The sequence below is a fragment of the Streptomyces herbicida genome, assembly GCF_032656585.1.
Classification (GTDB): domain Bacteria; phylum Actinomycetota; class Actinomycetes; order Streptomycetales; family Streptomycetaceae; genus Streptomyces; species Streptomyces herbicida.
Genome location: NZ_JAUYWJ010000022.1, coordinates 12,745 through 30,430, shown reverse-complemented (window position 1 = coordinate 30,430; position 17,686 = coordinate 12,745). Strand labels below are relative to the sequence as shown.

13 protein-coding genes and 3 pseudogenes are annotated in these 17,686 nt (G+C 69.6%); 8 read left to right on the top strand and 8 right to left on the bottom strand.

Going from position 1 to position 17,686, the window contains the following annotated elements; translation table 11 throughout:
* Window positions 1–52: 52 nt before the first annotated feature.
* Window positions 53–1,246, top strand: a complete 1,194-nt coding sequence (locus Q8A52_RS36280; protein ID WP_316759427.1) for a hypothetical protein — start codon at window positions 53–55, stop codon at window positions 1,244–1,246.
* Window positions 1,247–2,060: 814 nt separating this feature from the next.
* On the opposite strand, the gene Q8A52_RS36275 is transcribed toward Q8A52_RS36280, so the two are convergent.
* Entirely contained in the window at window positions 2,061–3,866 is a 1,806-nt protein-coding gene (locus Q8A52_RS36275) for a protein kinase domain-containing protein (RefSeq protein ID WP_316759422.1), read from the bottom strand.
* 189 nt (window positions 3,867–4,055) lie between these two features.
* On the opposite strand from Q8A52_RS36275, the gene Q8A52_RS36270 reads away from it, so the two are divergent.
* Together Q8A52_RS36270 and Q8A52_RS36260 are read left to right on the top strand one after the other, a co-directional pair.
* A complete protein-coding gene (locus Q8A52_RS36270) occupies window positions 4,056–4,658 on the top strand; it encodes a TetR/AcrR family transcriptional regulator (RefSeq protein WP_316759419.1) in 603 nt (200 codons plus the stop codon).
* 619 nt (window positions 4,659–5,277) lie between these two features.
* A complete protein-coding gene (locus Q8A52_RS36260) occupies window positions 5,278–5,481 on the top strand; it encodes a cold-shock protein (protein ID WP_037751662.1) in 204 nt (67 codons plus the stop codon).
* A 444-nt stretch (window positions 5,482–5,925) separates the two neighbouring features.
* Here Q8A52_RS36260 and Q8A52_RS36255 read toward each other — a convergent pair whose 3' ends face one another.
* A complete protein-coding gene (locus Q8A52_RS36255; RefSeq protein ID WP_316759417.1) occupies window positions 5,926–7,149 on the bottom strand; it encodes a branched-chain amino acid ABC transporter substrate-binding protein in 1,224 nt (407 codons plus the stop codon).
* A gap of 212 nt (window positions 7,150–7,361) precedes the next feature.
* On the opposite strand from Q8A52_RS36255, the gene Q8A52_RS36250 reads away from it, so the two are divergent.
* Entirely contained in the window at window positions 7,362–7,487 is a 126-nt protein-coding gene (locus tag Q8A52_RS36250) for a hypothetical protein (protein WP_316759413.1), read from the top strand.
* Between the two features lie 347 nt (window positions 7,488–7,834).
* Here Q8A52_RS36250 and Q8A52_RS36245 read toward each other — a convergent pair.
* Window positions 7,835–8,122: pseudogene (locus Q8A52_RS36245) on the bottom strand (TetR family transcriptional regulator); the annotation flags it as partial.
* On the opposite strand from Q8A52_RS36245, the pseudogene Q8A52_RS36240 reads away from it, so the two are divergent.
* A pseudogene (locus tag Q8A52_RS36240) lies at window positions 8,107–8,537 on the top strand (FAD-dependent monooxygenase); the annotation flags it as partial. The pseudogenes Q8A52_RS36245 and Q8A52_RS36240 sit on opposite strands and share 16 nt — an antisense overlap.
* A gap of 229 nt (window positions 8,538–8,766) precedes the next feature.
* On the opposite strand, the gene Q8A52_RS36235 reads toward Q8A52_RS36240, so the two are convergent.
* A complete protein-coding gene (locus Q8A52_RS36235) occupies window positions 8,767–9,288 on the bottom strand; it encodes a hypothetical protein (RefSeq protein ID WP_316759410.1) in 522 nt (173 codons plus the stop codon).
* A gap of 1,890 nt (window positions 9,289–11,178) precedes the next feature.
* A complete protein-coding gene (locus Q8A52_RS36230; RefSeq protein ID WP_316759408.1) occupies window positions 11,179–11,754 on the bottom strand; it encodes a TetR/AcrR family transcriptional regulator in 576 nt (191 codons plus the stop codon).
* 129 nt (window positions 11,755–11,883) lie between these two features.
* Here Q8A52_RS36230 and Q8A52_RS36225 point away from each other — a divergent pair, with 129 nt between their 5' ends.
* Window positions 11,884–12,729: an SDR family oxidoreductase gene (locus Q8A52_RS36225; protein ID WP_316759405.1), complete on the top strand. Its 846-nt coding sequence runs from the start codon at window positions 11,884–11,886 to the stop codon at window positions 12,727–12,729.
* A gap of 11 nt (window positions 12,730–12,740) precedes the next feature.
* Here Q8A52_RS36225 and Q8A52_RS36220 read toward each other — a convergent pair whose 3' ends face one another.
* Window positions 12,741–13,334, bottom strand: a complete 594-nt coding sequence (locus Q8A52_RS36220; protein ID WP_316759403.1) for a hypothetical protein — start codon at window positions 13,332–13,334, stop codon at window positions 12,741–12,743.
* Between Q8A52_RS36220 and Q8A52_RS36215 the strand changes: the two genes are divergently transcribed.
* On the top strand, window positions 13,333–13,677 hold the full coding sequence (locus tag Q8A52_RS36215; RefSeq protein WP_316759400.1) for a hypothetical protein: 345 nt from the start codon (window positions 13,333–13,335) through the stop codon (window positions 13,675–13,677). The genes Q8A52_RS36220 and Q8A52_RS36215 overlap by 2 nt on opposite strands.
* A 41-nt stretch (window positions 13,678–13,718) precedes the next feature.
* On the opposite strand, the pseudogene Q8A52_RS49475 reads toward Q8A52_RS36215, so the two are convergent.
* A pseudogene (locus Q8A52_RS49475) lies at window positions 13,719–13,939 on the bottom strand (IS630 family transposase); the annotation flags it as partial.
* Window positions 13,940–14,733: 794 nt separating this feature from the next.
* Here Q8A52_RS49475 and Q8A52_RS36210 point away from each other — a divergent pair.
* Window positions 14,734–14,937, top strand: coding sequence for a cold-shock protein (locus tag Q8A52_RS36210; RefSeq protein ID WP_037751662.1), 204 nt, complete (start codon window positions 14,734–14,736; stop codon window positions 14,935–14,937).
* Between the two features lie 459 nt (window positions 14,938–15,396).
* On the opposite strand, the gene Q8A52_RS36205 is transcribed toward Q8A52_RS36210, so the two are convergent.
* Complete coding sequence (locus Q8A52_RS36205; protein ID WP_316759393.1) at window positions 15,397–17,454, bottom strand: S53 family peptidase; 2,058 nt, start codon at window positions 17,452–17,454, stop codon at window positions 15,397–15,399.
* Window positions 17,455–17,686 lie beyond the last annotated feature (232 nt).

The window sequence follows — 17,686 nt, the reverse complement described above, 5'->3', positions numbered from 1 at the left end:
ACAGCGGTCTGCCGAACCGTACTCGCTTCGATCGATCGTTTCAGGGGGCATCATGCGCATACGTTTACGTGCCTGGATTCTGGTGGGCGCGGGCCTGCTCGCCGTGGGGGCCGGTCCGGCGTACGGGGCTGACACGTCGTCGGCCGAGTCGGCGGCGAGGTCCGTGAAATACACCGTGCAGGACCTCGGCACCCTGGGCGGTACCCGCAGCAAGGCGACCGCCATCGACGGCAACACGGTCGTCGGGAGCTCACTGACGAGCGGCGACGCCACCGAACACGCCTTCGCATACGACCTTCGCAGCCACACCATGACCGATCTCGGCACGCTGGGGGACTCCAGCCGGGCGACCGGCGTGGAGGGGCATTACGTCGTCGGGGAGTCAGACCTCTCCACCGACGGCCCGACTCATGGATTCGCCTACAACCTCCGGACCCGCCGGCTCGTCGACATCGGCACTCTCGGCGGCAGCAGAACGCACATCACCGGCCTCAACGGCGACACCGTGGTGGGGACGTCGTCGCTGTCCGGCGACGTGGTCACCCACGCGTTCGCGTACAGCCTGCGCACCCGGACGATGACCGACCTCGGCAGCCTCGCCGGCCCGTCGGGCGACAGCACCGCGGCGGCCGTCAGCGGGGCGATCGTCGTGGGCAGCTCCTCCCTGCCGAAAACGCCTGCCACCACAAAGCACGGGTTCGCGTACAACCTGCGCACCCGGACGATGACCGATCTCGGCACCCTCGGCGGAAGCTCCAGCACAGCCAACGACATCAGCGGTTCAACCGTGGTCGGTCAGTCTCGAACGGCCGACAACCGCCTCACCGGATACGCCTACGACCTCCGCACCGGCATCCGCACGGACCTGGGGTCCCACCTCCTGACCGCGCAGCTGATCAGCGGGAGCACTGTGGTCGGCAGCGACGGCCTGCTCTCCAGCTCGTTCGACCTCACGACACACACGAGTGCCATGATCGGCACCGGGCGTGGTGTCACCGAGGTCAAGCAGATCGCCGGGAACGTCATCGTCGGTGACAACTTCGCCCCCAACTCGTTCGCCTTCGTCGCCCGCGTCGACAACGGCGACTTCACCTACCTGGCCTCCCTCGGCGGCCTCAACTCCTCCGCGACACAGGTCAACCGCCACGGCGTCCTCGCAGGCAGCGCAGCACTTCCGCCCGCTGACCCGTCCACTGCCAACGGCCCCTTCCACGCCGCCGTATGGGTGCCGCACACAGTGGCGTAAGGGAGCGAAACCGCGCGTGCAGGCGTGCGGCCGCGGCAGGCCTTCTGTGCGGACCTGACGGTCCGCCGAAAAGCCGGGGCCAGGACCCGAGGGGCGACAGGATGATGGGATGCCCGAGCTGATCGACCCGACTGCCGGGCTACGGACGCCGTTCCTGGCCGCGGTTTCCGAGTTCCGCCAAGTCGGCGATTACCCGGTTCCGCGGTTCGTCACCGCCGTCATCCACCGGGCCCTGACCGACGCCGTGGTAGCCGGGTCGCCCGGCAAAGAGCCCATTGCCCGAGCGGGTTGGCAAGGTCCAACCGCCCGGCTTCTCCCGCCCTTGGCAGTTCGAGTGCCAGGGGCGGGGCGTTGCCACGGGTGGTGTGCCGAGGCTCGTGGTCGGCGGTTTCGGGCGGGATGCCGAGGAAGTGCCGTCGCGGCTCCACGCTCGCCGAGGGCGACCTGCTGTCGGTCCTGGACCACCAGGGCGAGCACGACCGTCGAACCGATCCGCCGCAGCGAGACCCACAGCCTGCAGCCGGGCACCTCTGCCTGGTCAGGATTCGGCTCGGCCTGAGTCCTCCTGGTCCTCGACCAGGCCGCAGGCGAAGGGGAAAGTCTCCAAGAACACCCCCCGACCCGGGTCCGTCTCATCCGGGCAACCTATCCGACCCCCACGACAGCAACACCTGGCATCAACGGCCCGAAGGTGGCCCCCGCGTCCGGTCTTGGGTGGTCCCAGCGGGGGAAGGCGCGGGAGCGTGCTCCGGCTTGAGCCGGCCCAGGGTTCCGGCGTGAACCGGCCCGGATGCTCACGAACGGGTTCGGACGGCTACTTCTTCGTCCAGCGCTGGGACGCCTTCCCGGACGCGCAGTCGTACGCCGTCACGCTGCTGCCCGAGGCCAGATCGAGACACTGGCCGCTCTGCACGCTGCGCAGGGTCGCGCCGGAGCCCCTGGTCCAGAACATCGAGGACTGGCCGTATGCCTCACACGAGCCGACCGAGGCGTCGTTGCCGAAGGCGGGGGTGACCAGGCATTGGCTGCTGCCCTGGTTGACGACCTTGAACGAGCCGTCCGACGTGCTCAGGAAGGCCCAGGAGCTGTTCGCGTCGTCCGTGCAGCTCCCGTGGATCAGCCCGTTGCCGTAGGCCGTCAGGGTCAGGCAGCTGCCGTTGTCCCCGTTCACGAGGTGGAAGTAGCTGCCCGCCGTGGCGTCCTCGCCCGGTGCGCCCGTCGACGTACTACCGGAACCGCCCGAGCCGCCTGAGCCGCTGCGTCCGCCCGAGCCGTCCGAGGTGCCGGAGCCGCGAGAGCCGTGCTTCGCGTCCGTGCCCGTACCGGTGCCGGTGCCCAAGCTCCCGCTGTTCGTCTGCGCGCCGCTCGTGCCCTTGCCGTTGCCCTTGCCCGACGGGGACTTCCGCGGAGTCTCCGTGCCCGAGGCGGACTGGGTGGGGGGCAACGCCGAGACCGTGACCGACGGCGTGGCGCGGGTGTCGGCCTGTGGTGCGGAGGTGTTCGGCAGGAGCTGGATCGCAAGGGTCGTACCGGTGACCACGACCACGATGGGGACGGCGGCGAACAGGATCCGGGTACGGCGGCGGCGCTCGCGCGGCTCAGGGCGGGGCGTGGACTCCGGCTTCGGCTCGGGCTTCGCCTTTGACTCCGGCTCGGGGGACGGCAGGGTCGGGACAGGGACGGACGGCTCCTCGATCTCCGGGACTGGTGTCGCGGCGAAGGCGGCCCGTTCGGACAGTCGCTCGGTGATGGCCTCCGGCCACAGGGGGGCGGTGAACGGCCCGTGCTGTTCCGCGAGTTCGACGAGTTCGGCGGCGGTCGGGCGGGCGCCGGGGTCCTTGGCGAGGCAAGCCGCGACGACCTCGGCGAATTCCGGGGCCAGTTGGCGCACCGGGTCGAGGTCGGGCTCCTCGTGGACGATGCGGTACAGCACCCCGTGCCCGGACTCGTCGCCGAAGGGCGGGCGCCCGCAGGACGCGTACGCGAGCACCGAGCCGAGGGCGAACACGTCGACGGCCCCGGTCAACTTCCTTGCCCCCGCGGCCTGTTCGGGTGACATGTAGGCGGGCGTGCCCACCACCATGCCGGACAGGGTCAGCTGGCTCTGTTCCGCGGCCTTGGCGACGCCGAAGTCGATGACGGTGACGCCGTCGAGGGTCAGCATGACGTTGGACGGCTTGACGTCGCGGTGCACCATGTCCAGCGCGTGCACCTCCGCCAGTCCCGAGGCCGCCTCCCGCAGCAGCAGCCACAGCGCGTCGGCGGGCAGCGGAGCGCCGTTCAGCTCGACCGCTTCGCGCAGGGTGAGTCCGGGCACGTACGCGGTGGCGAACCACGGCGGCTGTGCGGTGCGGTCGCTGACAAGCAGTGGCGCGGTGGCTCGCGCGGGCAGCTTGGCGAGGTTGTCCAGTTCGTGCCCGAAGCGGCGCAGGAAGGCCTTGTCCTCGGCGACGACGGAGGACAGCACCTGCTTGACGGCGGCGTAACGGCCTTCGTGGACGCCGAGATACACGCGACCCATGCCGCCCGCCCCGAGCCGGCCGATCAGGGGGATGCCCCCGATCCACCGCGGATCCTCGTCCTCCAGCGGCTCGGCACCGCTTCCGCGCAGCTCTGACACGTCGTCCCCGTCTCCCCGTTCGCGGCCGTCGCGGGAGCGGACGAGTGTCCGCCCGCTCCCCCCACGGCCGGGCGGCCACTCGCGTCCCGCACAGGCAAGTCTGGGCCAGCGGGCAGTAGAATTGGAAGAACTTTCTAGAAAAACACTCTAGATCTCTCTAAACGGAACCAACGGAATCGGCGGCACCACATGACTCCCAAGCAGCAACGCGGCGAGGCGACCGTGGACCGCCTCCTCGACGCCGTGCTGCGCGTCTACGCGGAGTCGGGCGAACAGGGCCTCACCGTCAGCGCCGTAACCAAGGCCAGCGGAGTCAGCCTGGGCAGCCTCTATCACCACTTCGGCAGCATCGACGGCCTGGTCATCGCGGCGGAGCGGCGCTGGGTGGGCAGGCTGCTCGACGAGTTGCTCACCGCACTCGAGGCCGCGCCGACCTCGCGTGACGGCATCGAGGCCGTCGTACGCGCCTATTTCGCGTTCGTCCGGGAACACCCGGACGCCGCGCGGCTCGTGCACTCCCCATACGGCGACCGCCAGCCGACGCGGAGCGGCCAAGAGCAGCGCGACGCCCAGCGGGCGAGGTTGTCGGCCCTCGCCCGCTGGATCCAACCCCGCGTGGAATCAGGCGAGTTGGCCCCGCTCTCCCAGCCCCTCATCGAGTCCCTCGTGCTGGGCCCGGTCGTCGCCATGGCCCGCCGCTGGCTCTCCGGCATCCACGACGTCGACCTCGACGAGGCGGCGGGGATCCTGGCGGAGCGGATCTGGTTGTCGGTCAGCGCAGAGCCGAGGTAAAACGCAGCGCAATGCTGGGCTACGAGATCACACCCCGCGTTCCTTCTACGACCGCAATTCCCGGATCACGCGGAGGCACGAACATGCCCGAGATCACCCTTGCCGAACCGCTGCCGGCAGGACGACGTTGTCACGTTGTTGGGTGTGTGGTGTCTGACGGTGCGTCGGGGCATGGTGGAGCTGGGTACCGGTTGTGTTTGCAGTCCATGGTGGACCGGTCGACGAAGCCGGTGTTGTGGTCCGAGATGGCGAAGCGCATGGTCATCTCGGCTCGGTAGTGGGGTGCGGTCATGAGGTGGCGCTAGGCCGGAAGTGGAGTGAGATGCCGCTGCATGCGGACAGGAACCGCCCGGAGCCGTCCACGACAGACCTCCGGTGCCGGAAGGCCTGCCGCAGGACAACCACGTGGCTCAGCCCACGGCGCAACACTGTCTGGTCCAGTGCCCCTTACTCACTGGTAACGGGCTGAATCGCAGTGTAATCTCGCTGCCAGATGTCGTGGTTCGCAGTACCTGCCCGCGCTGTGGCGCGGGCGCTTTGCTGTGCAGTGCCCGAGGACCAGGACGACCACCTCCGGGTCCGCGCGGTGCGGACCCGCCATCGAATGGAAGGCACAGACATGGCCAGCGGCACCGTCAAGTGGTTCAACGCCGAAAAGGGCTTCGGCTTCATCGCGCAGGACGGAGGCGGCCCCGACGTCTTCGCGCACTACTCCAACATCAACGCCAGCGGCTTCCGTGAGCTCCAGGAAGGCCAGGCCGTCACCTTCGACATCACCCAGGGCCAGAAGGGCCCGCAGGCGGAGAACATCACCCCCGCCTGACCCGACGCCACAAAGCGACGCACGGTGCCCTCTAGCGCTCGCGCCAAGGCACCGTGCATCGCCGCACCGCAGCCGACCGGCTTCAGCCGAGTCCAAGGCTGCTTGTTGACCCCGCCGCCCATCCTGTGGCCCGGGTCCGGCGGCTCCACCCACGGGTTGCGGGGGTCATTGGGGTCTCCGCCGAGCCGCAGGCTGATCAGGTGGCCGTACTCGGCATCTGCCATCCGGCAGGTGTAGCCGTAGGAGATGGCGTTCAGCTCCTTCACCCTGTCGGTGACATAGGCGCGGCCGACGCCCGCCGACGCAGTACCGGCGAGGGCGGGCTGCCCCGTCCCGCATGGGGAGGAGCACCCCGGCCTCGTGTCGTTGCGGGCGAACGGCCGCCGCTGCCCGGAGTGGCGAGACGTGCCGGTCGCCCGCGGTTGGCCCAGTGACCGGGTCCGGTCAGCCGGTGAACGTGCCGGTGGTCTCGGCCTTCCAGGCACCGCCCTTGACCTTGTAGACGGTGAGTTGCTTGTTGGTGGCGTCGCCGTACTCGTCGAAGGAGACCTTGCCCATGACCCCGTCGAAGGAGACCTTCTGCAGGGCCTCGGTGACCTTGGCGCGGGCGTCGGAGGGCAGCTTCCCGTCCTTGGCCACGGCCTTCACTGCCTGGATGATCGCCCAGGCGGAGTCGTAGGAGAAGCCGCCGTAGGCTCCGTACGCCTCCTTGTACCCGGCCGCCTTGTAGTCCGCGATGAACTTCTTCGCGGAGGTCAGGCTCTCGACGGGCGCACCGACCGAGGTAGCCAGGTCGCCGTCGCCGCGCGGGCCGGTGAGCTTGAGGTACTCGTCGCTGTAGATCGCGTCGCCGCCGATGAGCGGGATCGCGGCGCCCGCCTTCTTGACCTGTGCGCTGAGCGGGCCGGCCGCCGGGTACTCACCGCCGTAGTAGACGACGTCCGCCCCCGAGTTCTTGATCTTGGTGGCGACGGCCGAGAAGTCCTTGGCGTCGGGGTTGACGTGGTCGTTGCCGACCACCGTGCCGCCGAGCTTCTTGAAGTGGGCGGAGAAGGTCGCGGCCAGGCCGGCGCCGTAGGTCTTCTTGTCGTCGACGACGAAGACCTTCTTCTTCTTGGCGGTGTTGTACAGGTACTCGGCGGCGTACGGGCCCTGGATGGCGTCCGTGGTCGCGGTGCGGAAGTACGTCTTGAACGGCCGGACCTTCACACCCGTGTTCCACTTGTCACCCTGGGTGAGGGCGGGGTTGGTGTTCACCGAGACCTCTGACACCTGGGCGGCGTCGAAGACCTGCTGCATGGACTGGGCCACGGAGGAGTTCAGCGGGCCGACGACACCGAGCACGCTCTTTTCGGCGACGAGCTTGGTGGCGTTCTGCTGGCCGGAGGACGGCTGGGCCTGGTCGTCGAGCGCCACGACCTTGAAGGTGACGCCCGGCACCTCCTTGTTCTTGTTGGCCTGGTTGACGGCGAGGTCGACCGAGTTCTTCATGCCGAGGCCGAGAGCCGACAGGTCCCCGGTCAGAGGGGCATCGAAACCGATGGTGACGACCGTGGAACCGCCGGAGGTGTCGTCGGCTGATCCTGCGTCACGGGAACCGCACGCTGTGAGCGAGAGAGCTCCAGCGGCGAACGCGGCGGTGACAGCTATGAGAGAACGCTTGCGCACGATCGGTCCTTTCCCTTCGAGGCGCATGCCGCGTTGCCGGGGTCCTCCGGCGCAGCGGCTGGCGTGACCTTAGATGCCGTCCGCTGAAACCAGCACAAGGGGCGAGCCGATGTGATTCTCTTGTTATGGGCTGGTCAGGTGGAGGGGCTCCGCTACGCGAGCGCGACGACCGTCGCAGCACGGTACTGCAGCGGAGCGACCCAGGTGTGGCGATGGCCGCCTGGCGATGCCTGTGGCGCCGCGGCGGTCGGCGCGGCCATCGGAGCGGCGTGGCCGCGATGGGCGCCACCCACATCGACGAGACGAACAAATGCCTCACCCTGCGCGCCAAGCGCTGAAGAAGATCTTCAGGACGTTAGACGTTCAAAGGCTGTGGCGGAAACGGCAGTCCGCGAGCTACTCGCGATGCAAGCCCGTGCCCGCCGACTGCTCACCAACCACGCCGAGCAGCCCTCACCCGAACTGGCGGCGCCGGCGGTGCTGCTCCGCGGTCCCATCCGTCAGCTCTGACGCGGCCGGCACAGGCAGGTCCGCAACGGTGGAAGGGCCGTCAGACGCCTTGTGGCGCGTGCGAGCAAGAACCGCTTGATGGCCGTCCCTGACTCATCCTTTCAGAATGAGGGCATGGACAGCGGAGACAGATGAGGCTGCATGCCAGTTCGAGCAGGCCGTGGACGCCCAGGTCCTAACGCAGGGCGGCCGCGGCCAAGCCTTCGAGGGCCTCGCGCGGTACTTCGCCGCCGCTCACCAGTCGGTCGAAGACCAGTCCGTCGATGCGGGTCAGCAGGGTGTGAGTGCGATTCTCGACGTCCGTCACGCCATGCGCGGTGAGGAACAGCCGGACGGCCTCGCGGCCGACGTTCTCGCGGGGCACGAGGATCTCGCGCAGGTCAGGGTCACGTGCGCTCTCGACGGCGCAGGCGTAGCGGGCGAGCGAGCGAGCGAGCGAGCGGCGGCCACGGCCCGATCCCCGCCCTGCTCGACGCGACCCGGCCCACCGCCGTGCTGCACCACGCCGTCAGCGAACTCCGTAAGCCGGTCCACTCGTACACGGTCGGCCCGATAGCACTGCTCGGCGACGCGGCACACGCGATGACCCCCAACCTCGGACAGTGCGCCTGCCAGGCGCTCGAGGACGCGGTCACACTGGCCGCCGCGCTAGCCACCGAGCCCACCGTCGAAGCCGCGCTCGCCCACTACGACGCCGAGCGCCGACCGCGCAGCCAGGCCGTCGCGCGGGCCGCCCGGCAAGCCGGGCGGATGGGCCAGCAGCTCTCCCACCCCCTGGCCGTCGCCCTGCGGAACACGGCGATGCGGCTGGCACCTCCCGCGCCACACCGCGCATGATCCTTCGGCACCACGCCTGGGTCCCAGCACAGCTGAACTGATCCGATTCGCGCCCGGCCCGACGTGTTCCAGCCGGACCCGGCCTTCCGGTCCACCGGAGGGCCGGGCCCGCGCCCTACGCCCGTCCTGAACTCCGGGCCCGCTCTCCGCAAGCGCCGCGCGGGTGAGCCGGCGTGGGCGGTCAGAGGCCGCTCTTACACTCTGGCCAGGGCTCGACAGAGCTGGATGATGCCGGTCGCGGTGTGGCTCGCCGAGCCGGCGAAACTGCCGTCAGCCCTCTGATGCCTCTTCCTCCCCGGCCGTGTCGCCGATGGCAACACGCAGGTCATGCATGCACTGCATGATGTCGATGAGGGCTTCCTCCGCCCCACCCAGGGCCCGCCGGGTTCCCTCCACATCACCGCGATCGGCGTGCAGCTGGGCGCTGAGGGTGTACAACGCCGTCATCGAGGCAGCGAAGGACGCCTCACGGCCCGGAGGCGGTTCCTCCGCCCCGGATTCCGAGACCTGCATGGCAGTGCGCTGCAGTCTGTTCGTCAGAACGTTGACCGCAAGGCCAGGATCAGGACCTAGCTGATCTGTCCAACCGAGCATCGTGGCGAGGACGTCCTCGATCTCCCCGTCCTCAGACAGACGCGTCGCGGCGGTGATCTCCAGCTCTGCCTTGGCCAGCAGATTGCCCAGCAGCCGCAGGCGGTCCGCTTCCTCCGGTCCCTCGGACCGCTCCTCCGCATCCGCCACCGGTTCAGCCCCTAGGGCGACCAATGCTGCGTTGATCTGTTCAGCACTCACCGGACGCTCGCTTCTAATACTCACGCTCTCAGCTTCGCTCCACGGAGGCGCGATCGCCCGCCCACACACACCGGCAGAACACTGCTGGTTCAAGAACACCCTGTCAGCGGCCGACCGGCGGCCGGTACGCACCGGGCGCGGACGCGCACCGAGTGCACCGCCCCGGATGCCGTGCACAGTGCAGTGCACCAGGTGCGGTGCCTTGCCTCGTCACCACAGCCATGCATCGGAGTGCCGCATCCGGGACAGGGCGCGCGGGCGGCGGCGCTGCGGATGCGGCTCTGCCGGGGACGGGGCCGACGGGAGGTCCCTGCGGCGAAGCCGCGTTGCCCTGCCTTCTGCGGCCGGATCCGCTGCATGTGCAGCACCACCTCCTCCTTCTTCGAGATCTCGCCCACCCTGGTCTTCTTTCGGAGCGGGCTGCGGGCGCGAACCGTAGGCGGCTGCCCGCTCGCGCATTCCCTCCTGGATCCGGGCGGCGAAGATCTCGATCTTCTGGTCGTCCGTTCCGGTGATGCGGCTTTCCTGTTTGGCTCCCCCGATCCGGCGCGGACTGCGGGGGCGACTGCTGCGGGATGTTCGGGGTCTTCGGGTCCGGAACGGGCTGGGCGCGCAGGCGGAACGCAGCCGCGCGCTCCCGGACGCCGTCCTGGCCCCCAGGCGGCGCACGTCTCAATGAAACGCCGGTTGCTCCGGGCCGTGGCAAGGCCGGTCGTCTGCTGCCGCTCCTGGCCGGGCTCGCGGCCCTCCTGGGGCGGGCGGGCCTGGCCGTGCGCCTGTAGCACCCGTTGCGGCGAGACCAGGACCCCGGCCGCGACGGGACCTTCTTGCGGCGCGGAGCGGGTGACCAGACGGCGCGAGCGGACAGCGGCGAGCGCCCCTCATCCGGGCGGCGAGAGCGTCGCCGGCAAGACGGGCGCTCGTAGTGGGAAGCTGCGCGGCGGAGGGTCACCGGTCGTACGGCCGAGGAGCCGTTGATGTCCTTCGGGTACAGGAAGCGGAACTCGTCGGTGAGCGCCCGTTTGATCCAGCGGGTGTAGCCGTCGACGGCGGCCTGCAGGAGCCGGTCGAAGACGTCGACGCCCACTGCGCGGATCGCGGAGGCCCGCCACGGGGCCCGCAGCTCGGACAGCGGCCGCGGACTTCCCTTGGGCCGCCGGGTCCGGTCGGCTGCGATCAGCCCCAGCTTGTAGGCGGCCCACTCCCCCGGCTCGCGCTCGTGATCGTCGCGGTACTTCTGACCTTGGTTCCCACAGGCGTCCTCGGTCTGCCGTCGGCGGGTGGACTGCCACGTGGCACGCAGCGGCTTCCCAGCCGGGCACTGGCCGTCGCCGACCATGACCCCGCGGAAGTAGTAGCGTCGGCTAGCCCCGGCGTGAATCGTCGCGATGCTCAGGATCCGGCCATGAGACACGACCTGTGACCCGCGGAAAAGCATGATCTCTCGGGGCGGGAGACTTCAGCGGAGGTGCACGGCCGGTCCCGCCCGACGGGCGTGGGCGGCGCCCTCCTAATCGGTTTATCCGAACACATGCAGGTACATCTAGCAGATCCCTTGCCAGCAATGCGGCGATCCCAGCCGCGGCAGCGAGGCCACTGGGCCGCTCTTCCCAAGTAGCCCCCCGCTCGTCACAGAAGCTCGGCACAGATGCTCCGGAAAGGGGAAGCCAGTACGCAGCCCTTCCGACCGGGACCGGTGACGGCTGTCGTAGCCCCTGCGGCCCTGCTGTGACTCGGATGTCGGCGAAACGCCGGCGGCGGGCGTTGGTTTCGGGCGGTCGGGCCGCGTGCGCCGTATGGGCCCGGAGTGCGCCCCAGCGGCGGGACGGTCTCTGCGATGCCGGGGCTGCTGCCGGCCGCCGGGCCCGGGCCGCGCGCCCAAGGGATGGGCTATCGGTCTGCTCCGTAGCGGAGCCCGTCGAGGAGCAGGTCGAGGAGGCGGCCGGCCCGTTCGCGTTGGGCCGGAGCGCTGGCGATCAGTGCGACGCCGCTGAGGCTGAGGCCGACGTCGATGGGCTCGATGTCCGAGCGCAGGAGGCCGGCTTCGGTGCCGGCGTGCAGCAAGGTGCCGATCGCGCTGCCGAGCTTGTCGAGGGTTTCGGCGAAGGGGTCCGCGCCGGAAGCGATCGCGGCCCGCAGGGCGTCCGCCATGCCCTGCTTGGCTGCCAGGTAGTCGATGAACCTGTCCATCCACAGGCGCATCGCCCGGTCCGGCGGGAAGTCGGCCAGCAATTCGGCGGCGCTGTCGCAGACCCGGGCCAGCTCGTTGCGGTAGGCCGCCTCGACCAGTGCCTCGCGCGTGGGGAAGTGGCGGTAGAGCGTGGCCGAGCCGACGCCCGCTGCCTTGGCGATCGTGTCGATCGGAACGTCCGCGCCTTTCTCGGAGAAGGCGCGCACGGCCGCTTCGAGGATGCGCTCCCGGTTGCGGCGGGCATCGGCGCGCAACGGGCTCGGCTGGCTGGTCAAGGCTGCTCCCTTCGTCAGGAGATCAGTCTACCTGGACAACCGGGGAGTTCCCCGGTTACTGTTGCAACTAACCGGGGAGTTCCCCGGTTATTGGCTGACACCAGTTGTTCCTGACGAGGAGACCCCTTGATGACCAGCGAAAAGACGGTCCTGATCACCGGCACGTCCTCCGGCATCGGCCTGGCCACCGCCATTGGCGCCGCCCGAGCCGGCTGGGCGACCATCGCCACCATGCGCGACACGGGCAAGGCCGAGGCCCTCCTCAACGCCGCCACCGAGAACGACGTCGCCGACCGCATCCAGGTCAAGCGCCTGGACGTGGTCGACCCCGAGAGCATCGCCGCCTGTGTGGAGGAGGTGATCGCCGAGCACGGTCGCCTCGACGCACTGGTCAACAACGCCGGCGCCGCCCAGGTCGGCACCATCGAACAGAGCAGCCTCGACGAGGTCCGCGCCGCCATGGAGGTCAACTTCTTCGGCGTGGTGGCCACCACCCGCGCCGCCATGCCCCACCTGCGCGCCGCCCAGGGCCGCGTGATCACCGTCACCAGCGTCGGCGGCGTCGTCGGCCAGCCCTTCAACGAGGCCTACTGCGCGGCCAAGTTCGCCGTCGAGGGCTTCATGGAGTCCCTCGCTCCCGTCGCCACCACCGTCGGCGTCGACGTCACCGTAGTCGAACCGGGCGCGGTCGCGAGCGAATTCGTCGCCAACCTCAGCCTGGACGTTCCCGCCCTGCTCGCCGCGGCCGGGCCCTACGCCCCGGCCCTTGAGGCGTACATCGCCCGCACCCGGCAGTCCTTCGGCAACGCCCAGACCCCCACCGAGGCCGCCGCCCCGATCATCGACGCTCTGATCGGCGACCGCCCGCCCTTCCGCATCCAGACCTCGCAGTGGGCCCGCGACTTCGTCTCCACCACACTCGCCGACCTCGACGGCTCCGCCGTCCAGGCCCTCACCCGCGCCTGGGTCCGCTGAACCACCGCAGATCAGGAACACCGCTCATACCCGAGCCCACCGCACTCGACACGCTCCGCGCCGCCCTCACCGCCGGCTCCTACGAGCACCGCGCCCTCACCCTGGTGAACCGCTGGTACGCCGGCTACGAGACCGAGCACCGCAACCTCGAGCACCACGGCGAACTCGTCACCGAGGACTTCGTCCTCCACCGCCCGCCGGAAGGCCAACTGCCCGACGTCCAGAGCCGCCAGGCCTACCTGGACGGCCTCGCCACCGCCTTCCCGAGCCAGTCCAACGCCCACCACCTGTGCAGCCTCACCCTCGAGCAGACCGGCCCGGACACCGCCCAGGTCACGGTCACCCACGACTTCGAGACCGCCGGCCCAAGCCTGAACGGCGCCGCCCTGCTGCGCTACGACCTCCAGCTCCTCCAGCATGCCGCCGAGCACCTGCCCAGGATCACCGCCCTCGTCGAACAGATCCTGTCCTACCGGGACGCTCCGTTCACCGACGCGCTCACCGAGAACCGGGTCCTCGCATTCGTCATACTGGCTCTCCCTCCTAGAGCAGCCCGCAGACAGCGCCGACGCGCTGCGGGAACTGCTGCACCCCGAGCTGGCCATGACCCTCTCCGACGGCCGGGTCCTGCACACCTTCGACGAGGTCGCCGCCTGGCATGCACAGGCGGGCGAACTGGTCGACCTCAGCACCCACCACCTGATCGAACCGGTGATCACCCACGGCGAGGACGGTGGCCACCGCATCACCGTCAACTTCACCTGGGAAGGCATCACCCGCACCGGCCAGCCGATGACCGCCCGCACCCGCCACGACTGGACCCTCACCGACACCGGCGAGCGCTACCTGCGTCTGAAGCACTTCCACGTCGCTGTCCTGGATCCCTTCACCCCGGTGACCGCCGAAGAGGCGCTCGCTCACCACGACGCCGCCCAAGGGCCCAGCTGAGCCGCCCCATCCCCCATCCCCGAGGCCCGCCCTTGGGACCACGGCGGTCGGAGGTCGAGCCCGGTCTTGGCGATGATGCCTTCGATGAGGCGGGGACGGTACTGCATCCGCCTCACCCGCGTCTTCACCAACACGGTGAGCTGGTCGAGGCTGTGTTTCGTGAGGTTGGCCAGTGACGTCTTCAGATGCGACGACACGCCTTGACGGGGTTGAACTCGGGAGCGTAGGGCGGCAGCTGGTAGGCGGTCAGCCATGATCGGGCGGGGCCGCTGCGTGGTGGCGAGGGTCAGCGGCGAGATGGGCTACCTGACCGGTCCGGTGCTCCGTGCGCGGTTCAAGAAACTGATCGCCCGGTCCGGCGAGGCGCTGACCCGGACGGCGGTGTCAGTCCGACTCATCGTGGGACAACTCCGCCACCACTCCTACACGACGGTCACCGCCCGCACGGCACTGGTCAGCTCACCGGGCAGGCAAGCAACCGAAGCGACCCAGCCGCGGGTAGAGGAGTGCCGACCGGCAAGGCCGAGCCGACGACGGCCTGGTCTGCAGGGCGGTGCCCCCTCCCCGTCAAAGCTGGACGGCTTCGGGTGATGCCGGCCTGTAGCCCTGTCCTTGCAATCGACCACGAACGGGTTGTAGTCCGCGGGCATCTTGCGCTTGTCCCACTGCAACAAGACTCTCGGACATCGCTTCCGACGGGGCTCTGCTCGATCTCGACGGCAAAAGTCTCCTTCTCCTGAGCGTCGGTGATGCCCCAAGCGGAGTTGACGGCGCTGGACCGCTGGTGGGACGAGACCAAGGTCAACTACCCGGGGCGGGGGACTGTCCGCTGTCCGTGCCGCACGGCTCAGCCCGCGGCGCAACACTGTCTGGTCCAGTGCCCCTTACTCACTGGTAACGGGCTGAATCGCAGTGTAATCTCGCTGCCGGATGTCGTGGTTCGCAGTACCTGCCCGCGCTGTGGCGCGGGCGCTTTGCTGTGCAGTGCCCGAGGACCAGGACGACCACCTCCGGGTCCGCGCGGTGCGGACCCGCCATCGAATGGAAGGCACAGACATGGCCAGCGGCACCGTCAAGTGGTTCAACGCCGAAAAGGGCTTCGGCTTCATCGCGCAGGACGGAGGCGGCCCCGACGTCTTCGCGCACTACTCCAACATCAACGCCAGCGGCTTCCGTGAGCTCCAGGAAGGCCAGGCCGTCACCTTCGACATCACCCAGGGCCAGAAGGGCCCGCAGGCGGAGAACATCACCCCCGCCTGACCCGACGCCACAAAGCGACGCACGGTGCCCTCTAGCGCTCGCGCCAAGGCACCGTGCATCGCCGCACCGCAACCGACCGCCTTCAGCCGAATCCAAGGCTGCTCAGCTGGAGCTGTTAACAAGGAATTAGGGCCTTCCGGACAGCTTGTTGGCGTAGACACCCTTCGAGCTACCAAGAGGCCCTGCTCTCAGGCCCGGCTGTCGCCACAGTCACCCGATCGAGACCCTGTTCGACCAGCACCCTTGTCGGTTCGACTGGCCGTGAACGATGACACGGCGCCTACGGTGGTCACGAGCCTTCCTTCCCGGCGCGACCGGTGCCGGCCCGGATCGGTTGCCACCGTATCGACCTTGCCCCGCATGCCGCCGGCCGGCCGAGTTCCACCGCGGCACCCGATCTACTGCCGTCTGCGGCACCAGCCCCGAACTGCTGAAGCGGCACCCGTTCGGTGCCCACTGTCAGCGGTAGGAGTCCAGATAGCTCCGGCTCGGGCTACCGACACCGGTGGCGGTGTCGAACCCGTGGACTGCCTGAAGGCTGTTGTCATGGCCGAGGACGTGGATGGTGAGCGGTGAGCCGGGCCGAGGCCGGTCGACCATGGTGATCTCGGTACCCGCGCCGAAGGGGTGGTCGGTCACGTCGTGGTAGGCGGCGGTGCCGTAGCGAGCGTAGATCCGGGGGTTGGCGAAGCCGATCGGTATGCCCCGTCGGGCCTGCTGCGCCAGTACCTGCAGTCCGGCTACCAGCGGGGCGGACAGGCTGGTTCCACCGTTCTTGTAGGGGGCGTACGCGATCCGGCCAGGTGAGACCTGGTAGGTCAGGCCCACGGTGAAACCGATGTCCCAGTCCCCGAACGCGGCGATGTCCGGCACCACCCGCTTGGCCGCCGAGGCCCCGGTGGGCTTGCTGAGCGCGTCGGGCACCACGCCGACCTGGTAGAACGGCTGCGCGAAGGCGGCGCTGGCGCCGCCGGCCGACCCCCACGCGGCCTCGTCGACGACCTGCCAGCTCCGGCCGTCGGCCGAGAGTGTCCCGTTCCGGTCTCCCCAGGACGTCTCGAAGGCGTAGCGGCCGTGCGAGTTGATGCCGAGGCTGGTGGCCCCGACCGCCGTGACCCAGGGATCGGAGGCGGGGAACTCCACCGTGGTGTGACAGGAGTCGGCCGGGGCCGACGTGGCCGCGGTTGCGGGCCGTCGCGCGAACCCGCCCACTTCTCCCGGACAGGACGGCTCGTCGCTCTCGTCGCCTGAGGCAACGTAGAACCCGATGCCTTCGACCGCGCCCAGTTCGAATTGCTGGTCGAAGGCTGCGAGGGTGGCGGCAGGAAGTTCGTCATCGGCGTAGAGGGTCCAGGAGTTGCTGACGATGCTCGCCAGGTGCCGGTCGACCACCCGGGTCACCGCGTCCAGCAACGCGGTGGAGGAGTAGTCGGCGGCTGCGACGTACTTCAGGCGGGCGTCGGGGGCCATGCCGTGGAGGGCCTCCAGGTCCATGGTCTCCTCGAAGGACCAGCCGGCGTCGGGGGTGGTGCCGCCGGCAGGCAGGTCCTGGGTCAACTGCCCCGCTGCCAGGGGCGGTATTCCGACGTCGGTCGACCACCGGTTCAGGTCGGACTCGATGGTGGGCGAGGCATGGGCGGCGATGACGGCGACCGTCTCACCCTTGCCTGTGAGGCCGCTGCCGGTGACGCCGTAGACATCCCGGATCTGGGCGAGGCTGTAGCCGCACGGGGCGTAGCTGGCCGGGTGCCCGAACAGGGACGGGAGATCGGTTGCCTTCTTCTCCCCGAAGTACGCCGAGCACGGGGAAGCAGGCGTGGAGTGCGGCGTGGGGGGCGGCGGGGCGGACGTCGGCGTGGCGGACGGATGCGTGGCGGGCGTCCGCGGGGCGGACGACTGCCGAGCGGCGGTGCCGGGCGTGCGGACCTTGACAGGGCGATCATCCAGGCCGATGACGCCCAGCACGGCGGCCCGCACCGCCGTGGGGACGCTGAGGGACGTGCTCGGCGCCCGGTAGGTTCCGTCGCTGCTGGCGTACAAGTGCAGTGACGTACCGAACGCCACGTTCATCTCGGCGACCGTGCCGTGCACAGCGAGGTAGTGGGTGGTGGACTCGGTCACGGTCAGGGCCGAGCGGCTCAGCCAGTTCCGCACCGCCGAGATCTGCGACGCGGTGGCTCCGAACCGCTCGGCCGCCTGCTGGGGCGTCAGGAACTTCCCGTGCGTGGGACTGTGCGGATCCGACACGGCACGGGCGTAGGCAGTGAGCGCGGCGGGATCGCGCCCGGCAAGGTAGACGCGTGCGTCCACCGGAGCGGTGGCGGCCAGGGCGCCCCTGTCATGCCCGGCGGCGGTCCAGGTCGGCCGGGACGCGGTGAGTTCCTGGCGTTGCGGAGAGGCTGCCGCAGCCGTGGCGGACGGTAACAGGCCGGCCGCAACCACAGCGGCGAGCGCCGAGACCGCGGTGAGGGGCAGGAGCGAGCGTCCTCGCGTTCGGTGTCCTTGGAGGCGTGTCACGACGAATCCTTTGCTGAGGGGAAGCCTCAGATGTGAGGCAGTTCGACTACTTACGTCTGGCCACGAGCATGGGTTGCGCGCTCCGCCGTGATCTACGCCACACAGTGCGGGAACAGAATGTGCTTCAGAACCGTGGACCGGCGTTGCGGTGTCGCACCGCCGTGGCCCTACACGCGCTCCAGGATCCTCGTCCGCGGGCTTCCGGCCCGGGCCGGGGAGGTCGCACATGCTC

Coding starts and splice junctions, on each gene's coding strand:
- Q8A52_RS36280 (WP_316759427.1), top strand. CDS start 53: ATGCGCATACGTTTACGTGCCTGGATTCTGGTGGGCGCGGGCCTGCTC.
- Q8A52_RS36250 (WP_316759413.1), top strand. CDS start 7,362: ATGGCCGCCTGGCGATGCCTGTGGCGCCGCGGCGGTCGGCGCGGCCAT.
- Q8A52_RS36220 (WP_316759403.1), bottom strand. CDS start 13,334: ATGGCCAGCTCGGGGTGCAGCAGTTCCCGCAGCGCGTCGGCGCTGTCT.
- Q8A52_RS36270 (WP_316759419.1), top strand. CDS start 4,056: ATGACTCCCAAGCAGCAACGCGGCGAGGCGACCGTGGACCGCCTCCTC.
- Q8A52_RS36225 (WP_316759405.1), top strand. CDS start 11,884: ATGACCAGCGAAAAGACGGTCCTGATCACCGGCACGTCCTCCGGCATC.
- Q8A52_RS36210 (WP_037751662.1), top strand. CDS start 14,734: ATGGCCAGCGGCACCGTCAAGTGGTTCAACGCCGAAAAGGGCTTCGGC.
- Q8A52_RS36260 (WP_037751662.1), top strand. CDS start 5,278: ATGGCCAGCGGCACCGTCAAGTGGTTCAACGCCGAAAAGGGCTTCGGC.
- Q8A52_RS36215 (WP_316759400.1), top strand. CDS start 13,333: ATGACCCTCTCCGACGGCCGGGTCCTGCACACCTTCGACGAGGTCGCC.